Raw genomic sequence first — 19,589 nt, forward strand, 5'->3', positions numbered from 1 at the left:
CCCAGAGCCTACGGAGCCAGTTCGAACTGATCGCTCCCTCCGGATTCGAGGGCGTCGAGCTGGGCGTTGCGGCGCTGGATGCGCGCACTGCGGGATTCGCGAGTTGGCCGATGTGCTGCATGGGGGCTTCCGGTGGACGAGGTCGAGGCGATGGGGCGGGCACCGGATCGGTGTCGGTCGCGAGCGGTGGCGATGGCCCAGGCGAACGGCTTGCGGACGCTGGCATCGAGTGCCTCACCGACGGTGTCGGCGAGCACCTCCCCGGTGATGCCCTCGGCGATCGCCGCGAGCAGGTCGGGGTGGGACGGATTCGTGTGGCTGGCGCCAGCGGCGCGCATCAGCAGGCAGGCCCGGCCGGCCTCGGTCGGCGGGGAGATCGGCTCGGCGCGCGTGCCCGCGCCTTCTCTCTCTCCTGCTTTTAGGTTCCTTGGGTTCCGTGTCCCGTATTTGGGACTGTTTCCATCCGTATTTGGGACTGTTACCGCGCGCAACGGTCCCGATTTCGGAACAGTTCCGTTTTCGGGACTGTTAGAAATTCCCGCGACGATGGGGTCGAGCAGATCCGGCCCGGTGTGCAGCTCGTAGACGGGCACCTGGCCGGTGCGCCCGACGCGTCGACCGGTGTCCGTGATGAGACCCCAGTCGCGCAGCTTCTGGAGGCCGGACACGATGGTCTTGCGGTCCATACCGGTGACGTCTGCGATGTACGCGATCGACGGATGGCTCAGCATCGGCACGCCGCGCCCCGGGTCTCCGTTCGCCTGGTTCGCCAGGACGAACAGCAGGTGCTTCGCCGGCGCGTTGCCCGGCGGGAGCTTGATGCGCAGCGACCAGGTGATGGCCTCATTGCTCATACCGGCGACCTGTAGTGCTGCACCGGTCCGTTGACCGCCAGCTGCCAGACGACCGTGTTCTGCCGCCGGCCCTTGCGACGAGCCGAGTCTCCGATCAGGTTCAGCGCGACGAGCGCATCCAGGTCGGCGGATACCTTGCCGGCGCTCTGCTCAGTCAACGTCGCCAGATAGCCCAGGCCGGGGAAGCAGCAGTTCTCCTTGTCGACCAGCTGCGCCATGGCGAGGAGCACCAGCTTTCGGCCCGGGTCGCCCACCTGCTGCTGGAACGCCCACTTGGTGGCCTCCGTGCTCACGGCGAAATCCCGCGGCGCGCCGCTGGCGCATGGCGGCGCACGCTCTCGCCCAGCTCTTCGAGGATGGCCACGAGGCGGAACGCCGTCGAGCGGCTGCAGTCCAGGCGCGCGACCAGGTGGGCGGGGCTGATCGGCGTGCGCAGTTGGCGCGCGGTGTCGATGACGCGGCACGCAGGCACGCGATCGCAGAGCTCGGGGCGGTACTCCGGCGGGACGATGTCGTAGAGCCAGCGCGCGACCTCGATCAGTTCGCGCGACGCGCTGCCGGTGTTCGAGTGCAGCTTCACGCGACCACCCCTACCGGCCCACCGCGCAGACCTGCCTCGATGCGGTCGAGCACGGCCTGCAGGGTCGCCTTCTGGGTGACCACCTCGGCGCCGAGCGCGCGGTACTCGCTCAGCGCTCGCCGCAGGCGAGGGATGTCCTGCGCGTCGACGACGCCGTCGGCGTTGATCTCGGCGATCGCCTGCAGCGCCTGGCCGAATTCGATCGCGACGCGGGCGGTGCACAGCAGCTGGCCAGCAATGCCAGCATCCGGTGCCCGCGCGCCGATGAACCCGTAGCGGCGCGCGAGCTCGCGTGCGCAATCGAGGCGCCAGGGCTCCGGCAACGCCTCCACCCAGGCCTCCTCCAGATCCGCCGGCAGCTTGACCGTGCCATTGCGGAACCGCTCGATCAGCTTCGCGTTGAGCTTCTCGGCCTTGGCGATGCTGTCGGCGTCTGTGCCCGCGTGGAACTGCGTTGTGCGCTCGGCCGGGGCGACCTGGGCCATGTAGGCCTCGGCGACCGCGCTCGCGAACGACGCGTCGGTATGCCGGCTGTTGCGGATGGCATCGGTGGTGAAGCGGAAGATGACCGCGGCGCGTGGCTCGCGGTACTGACGTTCTTGCGTCATTGGCAGGGTGCCTCGGATGCGTGATCGTGGGCGGCATGGACGCTCTGCCCCGGATCGAAGGACTGACCCTCACCGCCCTGCGGCGCTACAGCTCCCTGGACGGACTGGGGTGCGTCGTGGCCGTGCTCTGGCGGCCGCTGATCGGGTGCCGGCCCGGTGTAGGCTCGGAGGTGCGACCCACCCTCACCGGCACCGGAGACCGGCATGGACATGGAAGACCGCGTGGAACGACTCACAGCGACGATGCTCGAGCTGAGCGGACGAACGTTCGTCGTGGATGTGCTTCTCGACACACTCATCGCGACGCACCCGATGCCGGAGCAGGTCGCCGATCTCTTCGAGCACATGCTGAGCACACAGACTCATCAGCTGATGGACGAGGGCTTCGATCTGAACGCGAGCATCGAGGGCAGTCAGGCTGTGCATCGCGCAGTGACGATGTTTGCGGACCACTACCTCCGACGAGTTCGGCTAGCCGCCGGAGAGACTCCACGATCGGACTCGTAGCGACTGCGTTTGCCAGAGCGGCGATCGCTTCGTCTGTGGGGCGGCGGGCCCGCAGCTCGGCGCGAGTGGGGTTGTTGAGCCAGTCGCGCAGCCACAGGCGGGGGTTCCATGTGCGCATATCAGACGACCTCCACAGCAACGGAATGCGGCACGCGGCCGCGAAAACGGGAGATAAATAAATGGCCGAGCTTTTGAACCGCGAGCTGCAGCGGGCACTTTTGGAGCGCCTCTACATGAGCTATCCAGCGACCCAGTACAGCTCTGAGCTTCGCGACCTCGCTGGGGAAACCGCGATCGCCGTCAACCTGGCCTACCTGGCGGAGCACGGACTGGTCGATTGCGAGGTCGGCGAGTACGGCAGGGGTGCGAAGGTCGCTACCCGGCCCAAGATCACCGCCAAGGGCGTCGACTTCCTCGCGGACGATGGCGGCCTCGGCGCGATCCTCGGCACGGTGACCGTCAAGCTGCACTCCGACACCGTGCGTGACCTGCTGATCGCCCGCGTCCGTGCATCCGACGAGCCCGACACCGTCAAGGCGCGCTTGATCGACCAGTTGAAGGCGACGCCAGCGGTCGCGCTGGGCCAACTCACCGAGCGCGCACTGGACGCCGGGCTGCAGGCGATGCCCCGCTTCGCCGAGTGGCTGCAGGCGCAGTTCTGATGCGCAAGACATCAGGCTTCCTCCAGACGCGGTGCGGCTACGCCTGCCCCGCTCTGGCGCGCGACGGGTGTGGTCGATGAAGGCGTTTTTCCTGCACTACGAAGTCGTGCCAGCAACGCCGACGGAAGAGGTTCAAGGCGGTACCGCGGAGGTGTGCTGCCTTGCAGAAGACGTGCAAGCAGCTGACGTGCTCGCCCGAAACCTGATCCTGAGCCAACGGTTCCTGCCTGGGCCCGCGCAAGCCGCCAGGCAGCATGCGCTTGGGCAGACGCGCGGCTTGGATGCAATCGAATCGACGCTGCTGGAGAAAGCTCGCCAGCGAACACCACCGGCAGCTCTGATGCTGACCGCGTGGGGCGCGCCACGAGAGCACGCAGAGGTTCGGCCACTGCCGATCCCAGCCGACGGAAGTAAGCACTGATGCGCATGTCAGGCCACCTCAACCGGTCGGCCGATGCGGTTCGCGTCGGGGTTGTCGCTCAAGAGTCCGAAGGCAAAGGCGCCGCCCTCCCTGCGATACGCTGCTGCTTCCACACGAGCAGCCCGCAAGGAGGGCGACATGGTCAAGAAGATATTGGGGGACGGCGACTCGATGGATATCGAGCTCAAGCCGGGCGTCATGACCCAACTCAACAACCGGAGCACCGGAAACTGGGAACTACGGGTGGAGACGATCGGCGGCTCAGTCATCACGTTCACCGTCCCCGCGGGCGGGTACTTCGGGATCAACCCGGCCGGAGACCTGGTCAGCATCAAGATGGAGGTCGGCGACCTCGCGCCCCGAGGCCCCAGGTCCATCGACAAAAACTGAAATTACGTCTCCGTCGCGCACGGCGCGGACCCGGACCGGCCACGGAAACCGGGACCGGATTTCCAAGACGGCCATCAGGCCACCTCCACGGGCGGCCCGATTCGATCCGCGTCCGGGTCGTCAACGACCGCGCCGAAGATGTCGGGGCGCCTGAGTCGCTCAATCTCCGGGATGCCGCGGTACTTCCAGTTCTGGACGCGCTGGACGCCACGTGGAAGCTCGAACCCCAGCTTCCTGGCCAGTTCTGCAGGGCCGCCAAGCGCTTCGATCACGCTGGCGTCGTCGTGGTAGAGGGGGCTAGGACTAGTGGTCATGGCGAGATTAAACGCCATGTGTAATCAGGAGTCAACGCGACGTGTAACAACGCGGCGTTTAGCTGCCGGACAATGGGACATGTCAAAAGACGCGCCCCACCCGTCCTATCAGAGACTTCGCGAAGCACTCTCTCTAGTGCTCGACCGCGACATCACCGGCACTACCGAGGTCGGCAACGCCCTGGGCGGTTCAGCGCAGATGGCGAACAACTGGCCGAAGCGTGGCGTTTCGAAGGAGGGCGCGCAGGAGGCTCAGTCGCGCTACGGCATCAGCGCCGTTTGGATTCGTCAAGGTCAAGAGCCGATGCTGGTCGAGGGGGCGCACCGGGTCGCCACTCGTGAGACTGGCGGTAACTACCTTCGCGTGCAGCAATTGGACGGCGAGGGAGACATGGGAGACGGACGGATCAACGAGGACTACCCGGAGGTGGTCCGATCGATGGATTTCGCCGAGGCCTACATCCGCAGCGTGATTGGGTTCGTGCCCCCGCCCGGCCGCTTGTGCCTGGTCACCGGTCGCGGCGACTCGATGATTCCGATCATCCAGCCAGGCGACGTCGTCATCGTGGACACAGGCGTGCAGTCATACGAGGGAGACGGCGTCTACCTCATCAACTCTGGCAACGGGCAGCAGATCAAGGGGCTGCAGGACCGAGGCGACTCGATCTACGTAGTGAGCGCCAACACTAGCCTGTATCCAGCCTTCCCAATTCCTCCCGGGGCCGTGATTGGCGGCAAGGTCTACGTTCGGAACAGGATAGACCGTCTGAACTAGTGGCTAGCTCCGTCAGCTGGCCTATTCATGAACGCCGGAGTGACTGCGCTCGCACTTCTTGCCATCTCTCTTGAAGTTTCACACCATGCGACCGATATTCGTATATACAGAGGGTCGCAAGAACGCATCGAGACCCGATGGAGAGCGATATGGGCTTGTATATACGAAACGTACCGCACTACAATGGGCGGCTTCGCCAGGAGGGCGACTGTAGATGGGCAGGATCCGGTTTTCGAACGCGGTCAAGAAGAAGCTGAAAGAGAAGCATGACGTAGACACCGCCGAGGCTGAGCAGTGCTTTGCGAACAGGACCGGCAAGCTTCTTGAGGACAACCGCGAGCAGCACCTCACCGACCCACGAACCGTATGGTTCATCGCGCCTACGAATAAGGGGCGCTTACTCAAAGTGTGCTACGTCCCTAACAATGGGGACTTCGACGTGCGCACCTGCTTCCCGCCGAACGAGGTCGAAATGACCATCTATCGGAAACACGGGACTCCAATCGACTTTTGAGGAACATCAATGACCACGCACACCCTTGATCCCAAGATCACCGCCAAGTGGGAAAACGGCGAGTACGGGCGTAGCGACGAGCATGTGGTAGTGGCATCGGAAGCCCTTCACAACCAACTTGACGAAGCGCTTGCGATGAAGCTCGTTTCAATCCGCCTGCCGATTCCGCTGATCGATAGCTTGAAGGCCATTGCCTCGTTTCATGAGATCGCCTACCAGCCTATGATCCGTGATCTCCTGACCAGGTTTGCCCGGTCAGAGGTGCAGCAGATCGTGAGCGAACTGGACGCCAAGATGCGCGCTGCCCAGAGGACAGACGAATCTAGCCCACCGGTTGATTCGTTCATGGAACGCACGCGCGCTGCGGCTTGCGGCTAACAATTCATTCAAGTCGTTCCGAAGAAAGCCCCGCATCAGCGGGGCTTTCTCGTTTGAGGCCGTGAGCAATGCGGCTCTATCGCGTCAGCATCTGGCGTACCTCGCCCCCCTCGGGAACTTCAATTCGTGTCGAGATCACTCCCCCTTGCTGGGACGATACGTAGGGGCCAGGGATCTCCCACACAACCTGCGACGTGAGGTAGTAGGCCCCAGCGGGCACGTTTTCGAACCTGAAGTTACCGGAGCCGTCAGCCTGCGTCGTGATGATGTACTTCGGCAGCCTCGGATCAGCCGGCGACAGAGCACGGTTCACCAGATACGAGTTTTCGTACCAGAACGTGCTGTAGCTGGTCACCGGATTCAGAGCGACCTCGCTTCCCGCGCCATAGCGCACCTCGCCGATCCGCGTGCGAAGGAAGACCTGGCCCGTCACCACGGCCGTTCCTTTACGCGCCTCGAGCCCTGCGTATTCGTGCTCCGGAAAAACTGGCCGTACGCCTGGTGCCGAGGCGCATGCCGTCAGGGCAGCAGTTGCGATCACAACTGCGGCGATCTTCATCTTCATCCTTCCCCCTCGCGATCCGTTGATGGTGGAGCTCCAGCGCGACGCCGCGGCCGCAAGTTCAATTCTACTAGGCACCCTATAAACACGGTGTTGACTTATTTTTAAACGCTGCGTTTAATGGCTTCGTCGACTGGCACTCCCGCCAGCGACGGGCGACCGGCGAGTCACCTTCCCCCTGAGGTGACTCGCCGCCGCCCTCCTGATCGGCCGGAGGGTGTCCATGTCCCAGCAGTCCGCATTCCGTCGCAGCCAGCGCCGCACCGCGCTGGCCTTCGCCGCCGTCTACGGCGCCATCACCGTCGCGATCGTGGCCTGCTCGCCCGGCGAGGCCGCCGCCCCGGCTGCCGCGGTCATCGACGACGCCGGCGCGCCGGCGACCCTGGTGCTGGCCGAACGCCGGCTCTGCGCCGCGGTCGTCGTCTACGGCGCGGTGCGCAGTGACGCGTACGACCAAGCAGCCGTGGCCGCGCGCACCGCGCTCAACGGGTTCAACGAGCTGGGCCATACGCCCGACTGCGGCCTCGCCCTGACCCGCACCGTCGCCGCGGGCGTCGATCCCGACCGCTGGCAGCGCGCGCTGGACGCCGTCGACGCGATCGAGGACGGCAGCTACGTGGTTCCCCTCGCCTGCTCCCGCGCCGCCGTGATCCTCCCCTCCCGGGCGGCGGTGCGGGCGCAGTGCGTTTTCGGCGATCTGGCGTTCGTGGAGTCGGGTCGATGAGCCGCGGCACCGCGTTGACGGCGGCCGATCGTGCTGCGATTCGCATGGCGATGGACACCCCCATGACGGACGACGAGGCGATCAGCCTGATCGCCGAGCTCGTGCTGCTGGCGACGGAGTTGATGAAGGTCGCAACGCCCGCGCAGCAGCGGGCCCTGATGCCGACGGTGGTTCGCGCCGGGAACATGGCGCCCTATGTGCGTGACCGCCTCCGGGCCAATGCCGACCACCCCGACGCACAGCTGATCGCCGCGGCGCGGGACATGCGCAACGCCCTGTCCTCTGCCCGCGGCGTCCTGGCAAGCGCGCTTCGCGCCGCCGCGCCCGACATGTTCGAGTCGGATGCCGATATCGCCGAGCACCTGACGATCCAGATGATCGACGCGGCCCTGCAACGCGCGTCCGGAGCGAAGCCGTGACCCGCCGCGCCCTGTTCTGGATCGGCGTCGCCGCGGGCGCCGCGCTCTGGGCGCTCCTGGGCGCCGTTGACGCCACGGGCTGCCGGCCATGAGGATCCTCGACGTATCCGGAGTGCTCGAGCGCGCCGGCGCCGACCGTGAGGCCGCTGAGGGCTCGCAGGCGCATGCGCTGGCCGAGGTCGACGCCACGTTCGTCCAACTGCGCCGCATGCTCGGCGCAACTGTTACCGCGCTGCGCTCGTTCCAGGAGGGCAACACCGACGGCGCGTTCGCCCAGGAAGTGGCGGACGCGGCCGAGGCTGCGCTGCGCCGCGTGGGCGGTGCGCTGTGACCACTGCAGACCACACCCTCATCGTCGCCCTGACGGCGCTCAGCCTGCTGGCCTGGATCTCGGCCACCGCCTGGGGCGCGATCGTGTTCGGCGACTGGCTGCAGGCGCGCGGCGTCTCCATGCGCGTTGCCGACCGCGTCGAGCAGATCACCTGGGCCCTCGCGGTCGTAGGCGGGGTGGTCGTTGCTGTGCTGGTGGCGTCCGCATGAAGGCGCTCGGCCAGCACATGACGCCGGACTGGGCAGCGGCAGAGCTCGTGGACCGCTACTTCGCGGACCTCGGTGCCGACGACCACGTGCTCGAGCCGACCTGCGGCCGCGGCGCGTTCCTGCGCGCTGTCCCGGAGCACGTCGCGGCGACGGGCGTCGAGATCGATCCCGACCTCGCCGCGATCGCACGCGCCAACACCGGCCGGCCGGTCATCGTCGGCGACTTCCGGATGGTCGACCTGCGCGTGCAGCCGACGGCCGTGGTCGGGAATCCGCCGTTTGTGACGCGCACCATCGGCGAGATCCTTGAGCGTTGCTGGCAGCTGCTCCCGGACGAAGGTCGCGTCGGCATGATCCTGCCGGCCTACTGCCTGCAGACGGCGTCGACGACGGTAGCGCTGGCCGAGCGCTGGTCCATCCGCCAGGACATGCTGCCGCGCAACCTCTTCGGGCGGCTCGTCTACCCGATTTGCTTTGCGGTGCTCACGAAGGGCGCGGCGCGCGGACTCGTCGGGTTCGCCCTGTATCACGAGCAGCACGCCGTGACGCGCCTGCGCACGCGGTACAGGGCCCTGCTGGCCAGCGGCGAGGGCTCGGCCTGGGTCGCGATCACCCGCGCCGCCATGGAGGCCCTGGGCGGCCGCGCCAGCCTGCAACAGCTCTACCGCGAGATCGACGGCCACCGGCCGACCCCGAATCCCTTCTGGCAGGCCAAGGTCCGGCAGACCGTGCAGCGCATCGCTGTGCGCGTCGACGCCGGCGTCTGGGCCCTGCCACCCACCCTGGAGCACGCCGCAGCATGAAAGAGCCCTCGATCACCGTCGCCTTCCGCCCGTTCACGCTGGCCCTGCGCCGCACGAACGCCGCCGGCGAGTTCGTCGCCACGCTGTCGCTGACCGGCGCGCCGACCGCGCTGGTGCATAGCACGGCGAGCACCCACGCGGGGGTGCGCACCGACACGCCGACGCCCTGCCTGCAGATCGGCACCGCGCAGTTTGCAGTGCCCACGCGCCAGCTCGCCCGCATCGGCGAGTGGCTCGTCGCTCAGCACGCACCCGTTGATCTCTCCACAGCTCTCGCGTCAGAAGCCGGCGCTGAGCCCCGCGAGCAGGTGGCTGAGCCGTGGCGGGAGCCCACAGCAACCCCCACCCCCACGCCGACGTACTGACGCAGTCCCTTCACCCCAACCGCCGGCACGCCGGCAAAGGATTCCCCGTGTCCGACTCCATCCCGAACGCTGCCACCGACCAGGCGCTCAAGATCCTCGCCGACGGCAGCGAAGTCCCCGCAACCGATCCGCGTACCGACCACGTCGCCGTGCTGTTCCCCGACGGTTGGATGGTCGCCTGCCGGCCGCTCACCGATACGGACGGCGAGTCGCTGCCGAACGCCGACGCTGTCGATGCCGCCGCCGCGGCTCTCGATCTGCTGGGGCACAACGACTGGCAGACCGCGCCACTCGACGAAGTGTGGCTGCGCCACATCCTCAAGCACGACCGTTACGACCCGGCGCTCGACAGCAACCTGTTCCCCAATCTCGCGCGCGGTGACTGGTACTGGACCGGTACGAACACGCCCTGGTCGAAAGACACGGCGTCGTCGTCGGCGTCGTCCGCGTTCGGCGTCTTTCTCGGCCTCGGCCACGTCGGCAGCGTCCCCCGGTACCTCTCGGGGTTCGGGCTGGCGTGTCGTCGTGCCCGTCAGTAGTCGCCCCTCTGCCGCGACCCACCTCCCCCGCGCGTTGCCGCACCAGCCCACTCACCCATAGGAATCCATCGTGACCAACAGCGAACAGAGCAACATCGATCTGCGCAGCGAACCCGCGGCGCCGGCTCTCCACGTCAACGTCGAGGGCGACCTGATCATCAAGCTCGACAGCAAGCCGGACGCGTCCGCGGCGCTCCTCGCGCTTTTGGGGCCGCGGTTCCACCGCGGCGGTTTCACCGGCAAGGATCCGCGCCAGGCGCCGGGAGCTGCCATGCGCACGCAGGTCGCCGAGCCGCGAAAGGTGCTCAACGACGGCACGCAGGTCCCGGCCTCCGACCCGCGCACCGACCATGTCGCGGTGCTGTTCCCGGAGACCGGCGTGATGATCGCCACCAAGCCGCTGTCGCGCGACGGGAGCCCGTATGCAACGCAGCAGGACGTGGAAGCCGCCGCCCGCGGCCTGCGCCTGCTCGGCTACGACGACTGGCAGCTGGCATCGGACAAGGTCTACGAGCGCCACGTGATCGACCGCACGCGCCGCAAGCCGGCCGTGGACCCGAGCCTGTTCCCGAACCTCCCGCTCCGCGACTGGTACTGGACCAGCACGGTGCTGGTCGAGGAAGACGGCACGGCGTCGTCGTCGGCGTCGTCCGCGTTCCTCGTCGATCTCAACCTCGGCGACGTCTACGACGGCCCCCGGGACGTCTCGGGGTTCGGGCTGGCGTGTCGTCGTGCCCGTCAGTAGTTTGACCTTTGCCTGACTGACCATGGCCTCGCGCTTCCAGCCGCCACCCATCGTCGACGCCGCGCGCAGGTTGTGCGCGGACGTCGAACAGGTCGTGCGCACGTTCCCCCGCTACCACCGGTACCAGACCGGTGCGGAGCTGCGCCGACGTGCAGACGCCATCCTGATCCTCGCCTCCCGCACGTGGCACCGCGGCGAGGGCCGCCTCGAATGCGCGACCCAACTGGTCGACGCGATCGATGCGTTCAAGGAACGTCTGCAGGTCTGCAAGCTAGTGCGTGCGTTCCAGCGATTCGCTCAGTTCGAGCGGCTCGCCGGCGCCGCGCACGATCTCGGCATGCAGGCCGGCGGCTGGAAGCGCAGCATCGAGCAGCACCCCAACGCCCAGAATGCGCGCGCCGGTCGGCCAGCGCAGCGCGGCGAGAAACTGAGTACCCGCGACGCCCGCCAGAGGGCCAAATCATGACGAAGCCACGCTATCCCGTCCGGGCCTGCGTGGCCGGGTCGCAAGTTCGCGGGGAGACGGCGTCGTCGTCGGCGTCGTCCGCGTTCAACGTCAATCTCAACAACGGCAACGTCAACAACAACCACCGGAACAACTCGGGGTTCGGGCTGGCGTGTCGTCGTGCCCGTGAGTTTCAGGGTGCAGGGCGCGTGGAGCTGCGCGCTCTGTTCGATGCCTATCAGGCCGCCAGGCGCGGCAAGCGCCCCAGCTTCGACAAGCTGGGCTTCGAGCGCCGCTGGATCGATCAGCTCTATTCGGTCCAGGCCGAGCTCAACGCCGGCACGTGGGCGCCCTCAGCGTCCACGTGCTTCATTGCCACCCGGCCGAAGGCCAGGGAAATCCACGCCCCCGCCTTTCGGGATCGCGTTGTCCACCACTGGCTGGTGCCCCAGCTCGAGGCCATCTACGAGCCCCGGTTCATCGCCCACAGCTACGCGAACCGCGTCGGCAAGGGCAGCCACGCAGCCGTGCGATACGCCCAGCGCTGCGTGCACCAGGTCCAAGATGGCCAGGGCGGCGGGTTCTTCCTCAAGCTCGACATCCACAACTTCTTCAACAGCATCCGGCGCGACCTCCTCTGGGCCCAGATGAAGCCGGTGCTGCAGCGCGCGGGATCGCCGGATGCTGCGATGCGCGCGACGCATGCGCTGCTGCGGGGTGACCCGCTGCGGGCCGGCGTGCGCCTCCGTGCGACAGCCGAGCAGCTGGCCCTCGTGCCGCGGCACAAGCGCCTCGACATGGCTCCGCGGCACTGCGGCCTGCCGATCGGCAACCTCTCCAGCCAGTTCCTCGCGAACGTGTGCTTGGACGCGCTCGACCAGTTCGTCAAGCACACGCTCAAGGCGCGACGCTACGTCCGCTACGTCGACGACTTCGTGCTGTTCCATCAGGACCGCGCGCAGCTGCAGCGCTGGCTGCGCCAGATCGAGACCTTCCTCTCGGAGAAGCTCGGTCTCCGGTTGAAGGACGCTACCGAGCTGCGACCGCTGACGGCCGGGCTCGATTTCCTGGGCTACGTCATCTACCCGACCCACACGCTGGTCCGCCGACGTGTCGTCGCTCACCTGCAGGAGGCGCTGAGCAACTGGGAGGTCGCGCACGTCCGCGGAAACAAGTTGCGCGGCACGCCGGGTGACTTCGACCACATCCGCACGGTGCTGGCCAGCTATGCCGGCCACATGCGCCATGCAGCGACCTGGAGGCTGTGGCGCCGCATCGAGCGGCGATTCCCGTGGATCCCGACCGCTGCCCGCGCCCGCCGCTTCTCCCACCGCCTGCGGGCCAGGCACATCACCCTCAGGAGCCAACCGATGCGGCAGCCCCGACCGGCGCGCGAGGCGCTGAACGTGCGCGCCCAGCGCCAGCTGGACCTGTATCGAGACGACCCGGCCCGTCTGGCCGCCGCCCACCGGATCGCGGACGACGTCGCGCTCCACGATCCCCATTGGACGCCGGCCGAGCAGCGCCGACGACACGACCAGTACATCAACGATGCCGAGCGCCTCGAGCGCGCGGCCATGGAGCGAAAAGCATGACTGCACCCTGCCGGAGCGGGACCATCCACCTGGGTGACGCAAGCCTGTCGATTTGGGAGGAGCCGAAGGTTCCGCTGATAGGCCGGAACGCGTGGGAGACCCAGTTCAAGCGCGACGTCTTCGCTCGGATCATCCAGACGCTCAACCGCATCGGCTGGACTTGCACGATGCCCGAGGTCGACGCCGCGAGCGTCAAGTGCTACGGCGGTAACGTGGCTCGTTGGTCCGCGCAGCGCCGCCGATTCTGTGTCAAGGGCGACCTCAAGGCCGACTTGGAGATCAGCGGCCGGACGATCTCGCTCAAGATGTTCCAGTCGGTCAACTGTCCGACCAGGCCGGACCACGAGGGACGCTACGAGTCGAACAAAGAGGCGGTGATGCCGTATGTCCTGCGACTGGAAATGCAGCGCACACGCCGCCGCATCTGCGACTACCTTTGCGCAGTGCTCGGCGGCTACGAAGTTGCGCCCGCCAAGGTGGCAAGCCCGAGTCCGGATCCGCTCGCGTTCTTCAACTCCAGCTGGACAGATCATCGATTCGAGCGTGATCGCGCCGGCTGGCCAAGCGATCGTGCACTGAGCAGTTGGTCCCGGACCGACCAGGACGGCGTGCCGCTGCACCACGGTGACGTGCGCTTCATTCGCGACGCGCGGAATGGCCGCCTCCGGCGCGGCCGGGTCTACGGCGGCATCAACGGCATGTGGACTTTCGTCTACGGCCCCGGTCGCCGCGACCACGAGTGTCACCCCGCCAACCAGTTCTTCAGCTACACGCCGGGCTTGCCTCGCAAGCAGGTGCCCGCCAAGACCCGGCGGAAGCAGCTCCAGCGCGAGCTCGACAAGGCGGTCAGCTCGATGCAGTTCGAGCGTGCCGCCGTCCTGCGCGACCTCATCCACCCCGATCGAACCCCACCCCGCAACGCCGCCAAGCCGCAACAACGCGCGGCGCAGGAGCATCAGCCATGAACGAACCCGTCAGCAATCCTGAGCAGTTGACGCCCCGCGCCGATCAAGCGGCCTCGCAGTCGCCGAGCTACGACGCCCTCACGCTGATCGTGCAGTCGATATGCGGCGCCCTGGACCGGGCCGGCGTTACCGACTGCGACGACCCGGGCGAGGCCATCGACGTGATGCGCGAGCGGTATGAAGCGCGGATCGCCGAAATGACGGCGCAGGACGCGCCCGCCCCGGTGGCCAGCGACTGGATCGACATGGTGATCCGCGACGTGTGTGAGCTTGACCCGGCAGACGGGCTGAGTTCGGTCAGCGTGCGGCTGAAAGACCTTCACATGATTATCGAACGGCACGCGCCTGCCGTCGCTCCGGTGGCCGGTGATGCTGTGGCCCGGCTTGTCGGCCTGATGCGCGAAGTGGTGCCGGCGCTCGAATCCACCGGCTTGAATGTCTCGCTCGCCGCCGACGTGAAGGTCGCGGCGGCCGCCCTCGCACAAGACCGCGCATCGCAGCCCGTGGCGGTGGTGCCGGAAGCTCTCGAATGGCTCCGCTTGAAATTGCTCGGGGAGCCGGTGCGACGGGAGAAGATGGGCGGCCAGACGCACAGCTATCTCGATGCTTCCGAGGTACTGGGATGGGTCGAGGAAGCGCAGAAGCGTGCCACGCCCAAGCCGGCAGCGCCCAAGCCGGCAGCGCCCGATGCCGAGGTCGGCGTCGATTCCCCGCTTCTCGGCAAGTACGCCGACGTGCTCGCCCCCTTCGTCGCGATGATGGAGGCCGAGCTGCACGCCAATGCCGGTAAGGGCGACCGCCCCGGGTGGCTGGAAATGGACCGCGAGACGGCGCTGCTGGAGATCTACTACCACGTCGCGAAGCTGCAAAAGGCAGCGCGAGACGACGACCAGCATCGCATCCGTGAGAACGCGGCCGACGTCGCGAACATGGCGATGATGCTGGCCGACGTGTGCGGGGTGCTGCCGCCGGCAGCGCAGGAGGTGCGCAATGGCTGATTCCATCGTACAGGCGCTGTTGCGACGATGCGCCGAGTGCTGGGAAGACAACGCCGGCGCGGACATCGGAGTGGCTAAGCTGGACGCGCTCACAACTCTCGGGTTTCTGACGAAGCGGCGTGCAGGTAGGCACGGCAACGTCTACACGTTCACCGACGCAGGCCACGCCGAACTGGAAGTCGCAGAGCGCGCGGGCGACGAGGTGGATGAGGCGATGTCCAGACTCCGGTCTCATCCTGACAAACGTCTGTGGCGCAGTGATCTCGTGGGTGACTGGATCAGCCAAGAGCGAATGCGGGCGATCTTGAGCACGGCCCTGCGCGCTGATGGGGAGGACCGCTGATGTCCATCGACGCCTACCCACTGACCTGGCCCGCGTACCGGCCGCGCACGCCGCGCGCCGAGCGCAAGGTCGCCGACTTCGGAAAACGCGACAGCAATCCCAGCGGCGGCTTCCGCTACAAGCGGGCGCTGACCATTGCCGACGCGGTCAGCCGCGTGCACAGCGAGATATCGGCGTTCACGCGCACCGGCCGTCCTTGGCGGATCGATCCCGATCACGTCGTGATCAGCACGAACATACCGACCACACGCGCCGGGTTGCCGTACAGCACAGCGAAGGCGCCCGAGGACAGCGGCGTCGCCGTCTACTTCACCTTGGACGGCGAGGACTACTGCCTGGCATGCGATCGCTGGACTCGCGTCGCCGACAACCTCGCCGCGATCGCAGCGCATCTGGGCGCGATGCGCGGCATGGAGCGCTGGGGCGTCGGCGACCTGCGCCAGGCATTCGCCGGATACGCGCAGTTGCAGGGGCCCGTCTCGCTCTCCTGGCGCGACGTTCTCGACCCCGCCGATCCGCTGGGCAGCTACCGGCGCCTGCGCTCGAAGGCGCACCCGGACCGCGGCGGCAGCGATGCCGAGTTCGCGCGGGTCGAGGCGGCCTGGGCGGAGTACGAGAAGGAGTCCGGGAACCATGGCTGAGACCTCCGCGATCGAGTGGTGCGACTCCACCTTCAATCCCTGGATCGGCTGCACGCGCGTGTCGCCGGCCTGCGACCACTGCTACGCCGCAGTCAGCACGCCCGCGCGCGCGCTCGGCGTCGAATGGGGGATTGGACAGGCGCGCCGCCGCACCGCTACCACCAACTGGAAGCTCCCCCTGCGCTGGAACGCTCAACACGCCGCGTTCGTCAGTGGGCACGGCCGGCGCCGGCGCGTGTTCTGCGCCTCGCTCGCCGACGTGTTCGATAACGAGGTCGACACGCAGTGGCGCGTGGATCTTTTCGCCCTGATTCGCGCCACGCCGAACCTAGACTGGCTGCTGCTGACGAAGCGAATCGGGAACGCCGGTCGCATGATCGCGGACGCGGTTTCAGCGCTACCGCGCGACGCGCAGTGCGGGACCAGCCAGTTCAACCACACGCCCATCGCGCAGTGGCCCTGGGCGAACGTCTGGCTGGGCGCAACGATCTGCAACCAGGCCGAGGCTGACCGCGACATCCCGAAGCTGTTGGCGGCGCCCGCCGCTGTCCGCTTCCTCAGCATGGAGCCCCTACTCGGCCAGGTGATGTTCCGGTGGGCCCCATGGGCGCATCAGGCACGGGGGCAGTCCTACCGGCAGTACCTGGACCAGCAGGGGCGCGTAACCGAGTTTGAGGCCCTGCGACAGATCGATTGGGTCATCGTTGGCGGGGAGTCCGGCGTGCACGCCCGGCCGATGAACCCTCAGTGGGCCCGCGACGTGCGCAACCAGTGCGCCGCCGCAGGCGTGCCGTTCTTGTTCAAGCAATGGGGTGAGTGGGTGTCGGTCTCCGAGGTCGCCGGCGCTGGGCCGCATCACACTTTCGACGACGGCAGGACCGTGCGGCGCGCAGGAAAGAAGCTCGCCGGCCGCACCTTGGATGGCGCCACGCACAGCGCTTGGCCATCGACTGATTATGGAGACGACCATGGGCGCCGCTGAGCGACTCGAGGAGCTGCGCACGATCGACGACGTGCAGCGTATGACGGGCATGGGCTCGTCGTGGATCTACGAGCAGATCAAGTCCGGGGCGTTCCCGGCACCGATCAAAATCGGCCGTCGCAGCCTATGGGTGCTGTCCGAGGTCGACGCCTGGATCAAGCGGCAGATCCACGCCGCTCGGGCGTGAGAGACCAACACCAGGCGGCCCAGGCCGCCATCAGCTCGCGACGCTTCTCGATCATCGTCCCGCGCGCGTAGGCCGCGCGGGTCTTGTCGCTGATGATGTGTGCAAGAGCCATTTCGGATAGGTCGTCGGGATACGACGTCGTCTCCCGCGACCAGTCCTTGAACGTGGACCGAAAGCCGTGCACGGTGATGCTGCCGTAGCCCATGCGCTTCAGCACCGCGAGCATCGCGTTCTCGCTGAGCTGCTCCCCGGTGGCGTCGTTCGGGAACAGCAGCTCGCGCCCCAGGCGCGGCTGCACGATCGCCAGCGCCGGCGCGGACAGCGGCACCACGTGCTCCCGCTTCGCTTTCATGCGCTCGCGCGGCACCGTCCAGAGATCGCCGGCGAACTCGCCCGGCACCGCCCCGGTGACCATCGAGGTGCGCGCGGCCGTCAAGATGGTGAACTCGAGCGCCCGCGCTGCCGCCCCGCGACGCGCTGACAGGGCGAGCATGAACTCCGGGACCGCGGCGAACGGCAAAGCACTGAAGTGGGTGACCGGCGCGACCGACGTCGGCTTGGGCAGCAGCAGCGCGAGGTGCCCTTTCCAGCGCGCGGGGTTCTCGCCGCTCCGGAGACGCTTGGCGGCCGCCGCGTCGAGCACGGCCTCTACTCGCTGACGAACGCGCGTCGCGGTCTCGGTCTTGGAAGTCCAGATCGGCCGCAGGATGGCCAGCACGTCATCGGTATCGACCAGGTCGACCCGCTTCCTGCCAATCGCAGGCACGGCATAGGTCTCGAGCGTGCTCGTCCACTGGTCGGCATGCTTCGCGTTCCGCCAGCCGGAGCGCTGCTCTTCGATGAACGCCTGCGCCGCTTCCCAGAACGTCGGCACGCCTGCTGCGCGCGCGGTCGCCGCGCGTCGAGCCGAGAGCGGGTCGATACCCTCGCGCAGGGACCGGCGCGCCGCCTGCGCCGCCTCTCGCGCCTCAGCGAGGCTGACCGTGTGCAGCGGGCCCAGGCCCATCTCGGGCCGGCGGCCGGCGTGCCGGTAGCGGAACACCCAGGTGCGCGCGCCGGTCTTTGTGACCTGCAGGTACAGCCCACCGCCGTCGGCGTAATATCCGGGTGTGGTCGCCGAGGCGACCTTGCGTGCCGACAGCTTGAAAAGCTCGCGCGCCATTCCTACCCACCCATCTACCCATCCGTCAGGCGACGATTGTAGCGGATTTGAGCGGATGCCGGCGGACGTGAAACGGTAGTTTCACCCAGGAATTTCGCGGTTTCACGGATGGAAGCGGACACACCCGGACGCTTGGATGGCGGAGAGAGTGGGATTCGAACCCACGGAAGGTTTGACCCTTCGGCGGTTTTCAAGACCGCTGCCTTAAACCACTCGGCCATCTCTCCGTTGTTACTGCGCTTCCACGCTACACCGCGCTTCGCACGGTGCCGGCGGTTTGACCATCGACCTGCGGTCGATGTTTCCTCCGGCCGGCGGCCTCCGGATCAAGACCGCTGCCTTAAACCACTCGGCCATCTCTCCGTTGTTACTGCGCTTCCACGCTACACCGAGCTTCGCGCGGTGCCGGCGGTTTGACCATCGACCTAAAGGTCGACGCTTCCTCCGGCCTGCGGCCTGCGGCCTGCGGATCAAGATCGCTGCCTTAAACCACTCAACCACTCAGCCGACCGCCTCAGGCCATTGTCGCACGCGCCGCGCCCTGCACGATGCGCGGCGGGGGCGTCGGGGCGCAGTCGCGGGCCTTGCGGTCGCAGTTGCGGCAATCCAGGCTCGAGGCCTCGATCAGCGGGGGCAGTTTCTCGGCCAGGAAGTCGATGAACACGCGCACCGCCGGCAGCAGGCCGCGGCGCGAGGCGAACACCGCGTGGGCGATGCCCTGCGGCAGATGCCAGTCGGGCAGCACGACCTCCAGCTCGCCGTTGCGCACGGCTTCGGCGCACAGGGTCTCGGGCAGCATCGTGATGCCCAGGCCCTGCTTGGCCAGCGCCATCAGCATCGGGAAGTCGAAGCCTGCGACGCGGGGCTTGAGCTCCACACGCCGGGTGGTGCCGTCGGCGGCCTGCAGGTCCCAGCGCTGCTTCACCTCGTCCTCGCCCATGCTCATCGTGGTGTGCTGGCCGAGCTCATCAGGATCCTTCGGGCGGCCCATGCGGTCGAGATAGCCGGGGCTGGCGACCAGCAGTTCCTGGATCTGACCGAAGCTGCGCATGACCAGGCTGCCGTCGTCGTCGAGCTTGGCGCGCACGCGCACGGCGACGTCGAAGCCCTCGTTGATGACGTCCACGCGGCGGTTGCTCACGTGCAACTGCACGCGCACCTGCGGATACCGGGCCAGGAACTCGGGCAGCATCTGCGGGATCGACTGCTGGGCGATGCTCACCGGCACGCTCACGCGCACCAGGCCGCGGGGCTCGGCGCTGAGCCGATCGACGACCTCGCGCGCGGCGGTGGCCTCGGCCAGCATCGACTGGGCATGCCGGAACACGCTCTGGCCGACGTCGGTGACGGCAAACCGGCGCGTGGAGCGCTGCAGCAGCCGCACGCCCAGTTCGGTCTCCAGCTGGCTGATGCGCCGGCTCAGTCGGGATTTCGGGATCCCAAGGGCGCGCTCGGCCGCGGCGAAGCCGCCGTGCTCGACCACCATGGCGAAGTAGTAGAGATCGTTGAGATCCTGCATCGGAGCCGCCTTGCTATCAGGACAATACGCGATATTGGACCACTTTTATCCT

Annotated in this window: 30 protein-coding genes, 1 tRNA gene and 1 pseudogene; 23 read left to right on the plus strand and 9 right to left on the minus strand. The window is 67.4% G+C overall.

The genetic code is table 11. The features are described 5' to 3' along the window. Positions 1-8: 8 nt before the first annotated feature. The 4 genes from WQ56_RS17490 to WQ56_RS00745 are packed head-to-tail and all read right to left on the minus strand — an operon-like array spanning position 9 to position 2,042. Positions 9-854, minus strand: coding sequence for a hypothetical protein (locus WQ56_RS17490; RefSeq protein ID WP_052772745.1), 846 nt, complete (start codon positions 852-854; stop codon positions 9-11). Then, positions 851-1,147, minus strand: a complete 297-nt coding sequence (locus WQ56_RS00735; protein WP_047135148.1) for a hypothetical protein — start codon at positions 1,145-1,147, stop codon at positions 851-853. Before WQ56_RS00735 ends, WQ56_RS17490 begins: the two co-directional genes overlap by 4 nt. Further along, positions 1,144-1,434: a MarR family transcriptional regulator gene (locus WQ56_RS00740; RefSeq protein ID WP_047135149.1), complete on the minus strand. Its 291-nt coding sequence runs from the start codon at positions 1,432-1,434 to the stop codon at positions 1,144-1,146. Before WQ56_RS00740 ends, WQ56_RS00735 begins: the two co-directional genes overlap by 4 nt. Beyond that, positions 1,431-2,042: a hypothetical protein gene (locus WQ56_RS00745; protein ID WP_052772746.1), complete on the minus strand. Its 612-nt coding sequence runs from the start codon at positions 2,040-2,042 to the stop codon at positions 1,431-1,433. Before WQ56_RS00745 ends, WQ56_RS00740 begins: the two co-directional genes overlap by 4 nt. Positions 2,043-2,246: 204 nt before the next feature. Here WQ56_RS00745 and WQ56_RS00750 point away from each other — a divergent pair, with 204 nt between their 5' ends. From WQ56_RS00750 to WQ56_RS00760, 4 genes are all read left to right on the plus strand, one after another. After that, on the plus strand, positions 2,247-2,549 hold the full coding sequence (locus WQ56_RS00750; protein ID WP_156170156.1) for a hypothetical protein: 303 nt from the start codon (positions 2,247-2,249) through the stop codon (positions 2,547-2,549). Between the two features lie 179 nt (positions 2,550-2,728). Then, positions 2,729-3,211, plus strand: a complete 483-nt coding sequence (locus WQ56_RS00755; RefSeq protein WP_047135151.1) for a hypothetical protein — start codon at positions 2,729-2,731, stop codon at positions 3,209-3,211. Between the two features lie 76 nt (positions 3,212-3,287). Next, complete coding sequence (locus tag WQ56_RS18375) at positions 3,288-3,632, plus strand: hypothetical protein (RefSeq protein WP_156170158.1); 345 nt, start codon at positions 3,288-3,290, stop codon at positions 3,630-3,632. 138 nt (positions 3,633-3,770) lie between these two features. After that, positions 3,771-4,022, plus strand: coding sequence for a hypothetical protein (locus WQ56_RS00760; RefSeq protein WP_047135152.1), 252 nt, complete (start codon positions 3,771-3,773; stop codon positions 4,020-4,022). Between the two features lie 74 nt (positions 4,023-4,096). Here WQ56_RS00760 and WQ56_RS00765 read toward each other — a convergent pair whose 3' ends face one another. Further along, positions 4,097-4,354 carry a hypothetical protein gene (locus WQ56_RS00765; RefSeq protein ID WP_197076393.1) on the minus strand — a complete coding sequence of 86 codons (258 nt, stop codon included), beginning with the start codon at positions 4,352-4,354 and terminating at the stop codon, positions 4,097-4,099. Positions 4,355-4,415: 61 nt separating this feature from the next. On the opposite strand from WQ56_RS00765, the gene WQ56_RS00770 reads away from it, so the two are divergent. The 3 genes from WQ56_RS00770 (at position 4,416) to WQ56_RS00780 (ending at position 6,003) form a co-directional block, all read left to right on the plus strand. Next, entirely contained in the window at positions 4,416-5,111 is a 696-nt protein-coding gene (locus tag WQ56_RS00770) for a S24 family peptidase (RefSeq protein WP_231583309.1), read from the plus strand. Positions 5,112-5,325: 214 nt separating this feature from the next. Beyond that, a complete protein-coding gene (locus WQ56_RS00775) occupies positions 5,326-5,625 on the plus strand; it encodes a hypothetical protein (RefSeq protein WP_047135153.1) in 300 nt (99 codons plus the stop codon). Between the two features lie 9 nt (positions 5,626-5,634). Further along, complete coding sequence (locus tag WQ56_RS00780) at positions 5,635-6,003, plus strand: hypothetical protein (RefSeq protein WP_047135154.1); 369 nt, start codon at positions 5,635-5,637, stop codon at positions 6,001-6,003. A 76-nt stretch (positions 6,004-6,079) separates the two neighbouring features. Here the strand turns inward: WQ56_RS00780 and WQ56_RS00785 are convergent, their stop codons facing one another. After that, positions 6,080-6,568 (minus strand): hypothetical protein, encoded by a 489-nt coding sequence (locus tag WQ56_RS00785; protein WP_047135155.1) that lies wholly within the window; start codon positions 6,566-6,568, stop codon positions 6,080-6,082. A 220-nt stretch (positions 6,569-6,788) separates the two neighbouring features. On the opposite strand from WQ56_RS00785, the gene WQ56_RS00790 reads away from it, so the two are divergent. From WQ56_RS00790 to WQ56_RS00865, 16 genes are all read left to right on the plus strand, one after another. After that, entirely contained in the window at positions 6,789-7,289 is a 501-nt protein-coding gene (locus WQ56_RS00790; RefSeq protein ID WP_047135156.1) for a hypothetical protein, read from the plus strand. Next, a complete protein-coding gene (locus tag WQ56_RS00795; RefSeq protein WP_047135157.1) occupies positions 7,286-7,708 on the plus strand; it encodes a hypothetical protein in 423 nt (140 codons plus the stop codon). Before WQ56_RS00790 ends, WQ56_RS00795 begins: the two co-directional genes overlap by 4 nt. Before the next feature lie 88 nt (positions 7,709-7,796). Beyond that, positions 7,797-8,039, plus strand: coding sequence for a hypothetical protein (locus WQ56_RS00800; RefSeq protein WP_156170160.1), 243 nt, complete (start codon positions 7,797-7,799; stop codon positions 8,037-8,039). Continuing rightward, complete coding sequence (locus WQ56_RS00805) at positions 8,036-8,248, plus strand: hypothetical protein (RefSeq protein WP_047135159.1); 213 nt, start codon at positions 8,036-8,038, stop codon at positions 8,246-8,248. Before WQ56_RS00800 ends, WQ56_RS00805 begins: the two co-directional genes overlap by 4 nt. Continuing rightward, complete coding sequence (locus WQ56_RS00810) at positions 8,245-9,051, plus strand: DNA methyltransferase (RefSeq protein WP_047135160.1); 807 nt, start codon at positions 8,245-8,247, stop codon at positions 9,049-9,051. The genes WQ56_RS00805 and WQ56_RS00810 overlap by 4 nt, the downstream gene beginning before the upstream one ends. Further along, positions 9,048-9,416, plus strand: a complete 369-nt coding sequence (locus WQ56_RS00815) for a hypothetical protein (RefSeq protein ID WP_047135161.1) — start codon at positions 9,048-9,050, stop codon at positions 9,414-9,416. Before WQ56_RS00810 ends, WQ56_RS00815 begins: the two co-directional genes overlap by 4 nt. 47 nt (positions 9,417-9,463) lie before the next feature. After that, positions 9,464-9,955, plus strand: a complete 492-nt coding sequence (locus WQ56_RS00820; protein WP_047135162.1) for a DUF1566 domain-containing protein — start codon at positions 9,464-9,466, stop codon at positions 9,953-9,955. A gap of 70 nt (positions 9,956-10,025) precedes the next feature. Then, a complete protein-coding gene (locus tag WQ56_RS00825; RefSeq protein WP_047135163.1) occupies positions 10,026-10,700 on the plus strand; it encodes a DUF1566 domain-containing protein in 675 nt (224 codons plus the stop codon). A 22-nt stretch (positions 10,701-10,722) separates the two neighbouring features. Next, a complete protein-coding gene (locus WQ56_RS00830) occupies positions 10,723-11,166 on the plus strand; it encodes a hypothetical protein (protein WP_047135164.1) in 444 nt (147 codons plus the stop codon). Continuing rightward, the gene (locus WQ56_RS17495) at positions 11,163-12,740 is read left to right on the plus strand and encodes an RNA-directed DNA polymerase (protein ID WP_082132108.1); all 1,578 of its coding nucleotides are present in this window, start codon (positions 11,163-11,165) and stop codon (positions 12,738-12,740) included. The genes WQ56_RS00830 and WQ56_RS17495 overlap by 4 nt, the downstream gene beginning before the upstream one ends. Beyond that, complete coding sequence (locus WQ56_RS00840; RefSeq protein ID WP_052772747.1) at positions 12,737-13,705, plus strand: UvrB/UvrC motif-containing protein; 969 nt, start codon at positions 12,737-12,739, stop codon at positions 13,703-13,705. The genes WQ56_RS17495 and WQ56_RS00840 overlap by 4 nt, the downstream gene beginning before the upstream one ends. Continuing rightward, on the plus strand, positions 13,702-14,703 hold the full coding sequence (locus WQ56_RS00845; RefSeq protein WP_047135165.1) for a hypothetical protein: 1,002 nt from the start codon (positions 13,702-13,704) through the stop codon (positions 14,701-14,703). The genes WQ56_RS00840 and WQ56_RS00845 overlap by 4 nt, the downstream gene beginning before the upstream one ends. Then, complete coding sequence (locus WQ56_RS00850) at positions 14,696-15,046, plus strand: hypothetical protein (protein ID WP_047135166.1); 351 nt, start codon at positions 14,696-14,698, stop codon at positions 15,044-15,046. Before WQ56_RS00845 ends, WQ56_RS00850 begins: the two co-directional genes overlap by 8 nt. Next, positions 15,046-15,687, plus strand: coding sequence for a hypothetical protein (locus tag WQ56_RS00855; RefSeq protein WP_047135167.1), 642 nt, complete (start codon positions 15,046-15,048; stop codon positions 15,685-15,687). The genes WQ56_RS00850 and WQ56_RS00855 overlap by 1 nt, the downstream gene beginning before the upstream one ends. Next, positions 15,680-16,669 carry a phage Gp37/Gp68 family protein gene (locus tag WQ56_RS00860; RefSeq protein WP_047135168.1) on the plus strand — a complete coding sequence of 330 codons (990 nt, stop codon included), beginning with the start codon at positions 15,680-15,682 and terminating at the stop codon, positions 16,667-16,669. Before WQ56_RS00855 ends, WQ56_RS00860 begins: the two co-directional genes overlap by 8 nt. Continuing rightward, positions 16,656-16,856, plus strand: coding sequence for an AlpA family phage regulatory protein (locus tag WQ56_RS00865; RefSeq protein WP_047135325.1), 201 nt, complete (start codon positions 16,656-16,658; stop codon positions 16,854-16,856). The genes WQ56_RS00860 and WQ56_RS00865 overlap by 14 nt, the downstream gene beginning before the upstream one ends. On the opposite strand, the gene WQ56_RS00870 is transcribed toward WQ56_RS00865, so the two are convergent. The 3 genes and pseudogenes from WQ56_RS00870 to WQ56_RS00880 all read right to left on the minus strand — a co-directional run. Then, entirely contained in the window at positions 16,825-18,018 is a 1,194-nt protein-coding gene (locus tag WQ56_RS00870; protein WP_047135169.1) for a site-specific integrase, read from the minus strand. The genes WQ56_RS00865 and WQ56_RS00870 overlap by 32 nt on opposite strands. A gap of 137 nt (positions 18,019-18,155) precedes the next feature. Next, positions 18,156-18,245: transfer RNA gene (locus tag WQ56_RS00875), tRNA-Ser, on the minus strand. A 365-nt stretch (positions 18,246-18,610) separates the two neighbouring features. Beyond that, positions 18,611-19,537 (minus strand): annotated as a pseudogene (locus WQ56_RS00880) (LysR family transcriptional regulator); the annotation flags it as partial. Between the last annotated feature and the right edge of the window lie 52 nt (positions 19,538-19,589).

The sequence above is a fragment of the Luteimonas sp. FCS-9 genome (assembly GCF_001014645.1).
Lineage (GTDB): Bacteria > Pseudomonadota > Gammaproteobacteria > Xanthomonadales > Xanthomonadaceae > Luteimonas.

What these genes read in the sequence shown, in the direction of transcription:
- WQ56_RS17490 (WP_052772745.1), bottom strand. Translation starts at nt 854, where the DNA reads ATGAGCAATGAGGCCATCACCTGGTCGCTGCGCATCAAGCTCCCGCCG.
- WQ56_RS00745 (WP_052772746.1), bottom strand. Translation starts at nt 2,042, where the DNA reads ATGACGCAAGAACGTCAGTACCGCGAGCCACGCGCCGCGGTCATCTTC.
- WQ56_RS00750 (WP_156170156.1), top strand. Translation starts at nt 2,247, where the DNA reads ATGGACATGGAAGACCGCGTGGAACGACTCACAGCGACGATGCTCGAG.
- WQ56_RS00755 (WP_047135151.1), top strand. Translation starts at nt 2,729, where the DNA reads ATGGCCGAGCTTTTGAACCGCGAGCTGCAGCGGGCACTTTTGGAGCGC.
- WQ56_RS18375 (WP_156170158.1), top strand. Translation starts at nt 3,288, where the DNA reads ATGAAGGCGTTTTTCCTGCACTACGAAGTCGTGCCAGCAACGCCGACG.
- WQ56_RS00760 (WP_047135152.1), top strand. Translation starts at nt 3,771, where the DNA reads ATGGTCAAGAAGATATTGGGGGACGGCGACTCGATGGATATCGAGCTC.
- WQ56_RS00765 (WP_197076393.1), bottom strand. Translation starts at nt 4,354, where the DNA reads ATGGCGTTTAATCTCGCCATGACCACTAGTCCTAGCCCCCTCTACCAC.
- WQ56_RS00770 (WP_231583309.1), top strand. Translation starts at nt 4,416, where the DNA reads ATGTCAAAAGACGCGCCCCACCCGTCCTATCAGAGACTTCGCGAAGCA.
- WQ56_RS00775 (WP_047135153.1), top strand. Translation starts at nt 5,326, where the DNA reads ATGGGCAGGATCCGGTTTTCGAACGCGGTCAAGAAGAAGCTGAAAGAG.
- WQ56_RS00780 (WP_047135154.1), top strand. Translation starts at nt 5,635, where the DNA reads ATGACCACGCACACCCTTGATCCCAAGATCACCGCCAAGTGGGAAAAC.
- WQ56_RS00785 (WP_047135155.1), bottom strand. Translation starts at nt 6,568, where the DNA reads ATGAAGATGAAGATCGCCGCAGTTGTGATCGCAACTGCTGCCCTGACG.
- WQ56_RS00790 (WP_047135156.1), top strand. Translation starts at nt 6,789, where the DNA reads ATGTCCCAGCAGTCCGCATTCCGTCGCAGCCAGCGCCGCACCGCGCTG.
- WQ56_RS00795 (WP_047135157.1), top strand. Translation starts at nt 7,286, where the DNA reads ATGAGCCGCGGCACCGCGTTGACGGCGGCCGATCGTGCTGCGATTCGC.
- WQ56_RS00800 (WP_156170160.1), top strand. Translation starts at nt 7,797, where the DNA reads ATGAGGATCCTCGACGTATCCGGAGTGCTCGAGCGCGCCGGCGCCGAC.
- WQ56_RS00810 (WP_047135160.1), top strand. Translation starts at nt 8,245, where the DNA reads ATGAAGGCGCTCGGCCAGCACATGACGCCGGACTGGGCAGCGGCAGAG.
- WQ56_RS00815 (WP_047135161.1), top strand. Translation starts at nt 9,048, where the DNA reads ATGAAAGAGCCCTCGATCACCGTCGCCTTCCGCCCGTTCACGCTGGCC.
- WQ56_RS00830 (WP_047135164.1), top strand. Translation starts at nt 10,723, where the DNA reads ATGGCCTCGCGCTTCCAGCCGCCACCCATCGTCGACGCCGCGCGCAGG.
- WQ56_RS17495 (WP_082132108.1), top strand. Translation starts at nt 11,163, where the DNA reads ATGACGAAGCCACGCTATCCCGTCCGGGCCTGCGTGGCCGGGTCGCAA.
- WQ56_RS00840 (WP_052772747.1), top strand. Translation starts at nt 12,737, where the DNA reads ATGACTGCACCCTGCCGGAGCGGGACCATCCACCTGGGTGACGCAAGC.
- WQ56_RS00845 (WP_047135165.1), top strand. Translation starts at nt 13,702, where the DNA reads ATGAACGAACCCGTCAGCAATCCTGAGCAGTTGACGCCCCGCGCCGAT.
- WQ56_RS00850 (WP_047135166.1), top strand. Translation starts at nt 14,696, where the DNA reads ATGGCTGATTCCATCGTACAGGCGCTGTTGCGACGATGCGCCGAGTGC.
- WQ56_RS00855 (WP_047135167.1), top strand. Translation starts at nt 15,046, where the DNA reads ATGTCCATCGACGCCTACCCACTGACCTGGCCCGCGTACCGGCCGCGC.
- WQ56_RS00860 (WP_047135168.1), top strand. Translation starts at nt 15,680, where the DNA reads ATGGCTGAGACCTCCGCGATCGAGTGGTGCGACTCCACCTTCAATCCC.
- WQ56_RS00865 (WP_047135325.1), top strand. Translation starts at nt 16,656, where the DNA reads ATGGGCGCCGCTGAGCGACTCGAGGAGCTGCGCACGATCGACGACGTG.
- WQ56_RS00870 (WP_047135169.1), bottom strand. Translation starts at nt 18,018, where the DNA reads ATGGCGCGCGAGCTTTTCAAGCTGTCGGCACGCAAGGTCGCCTCGGCG.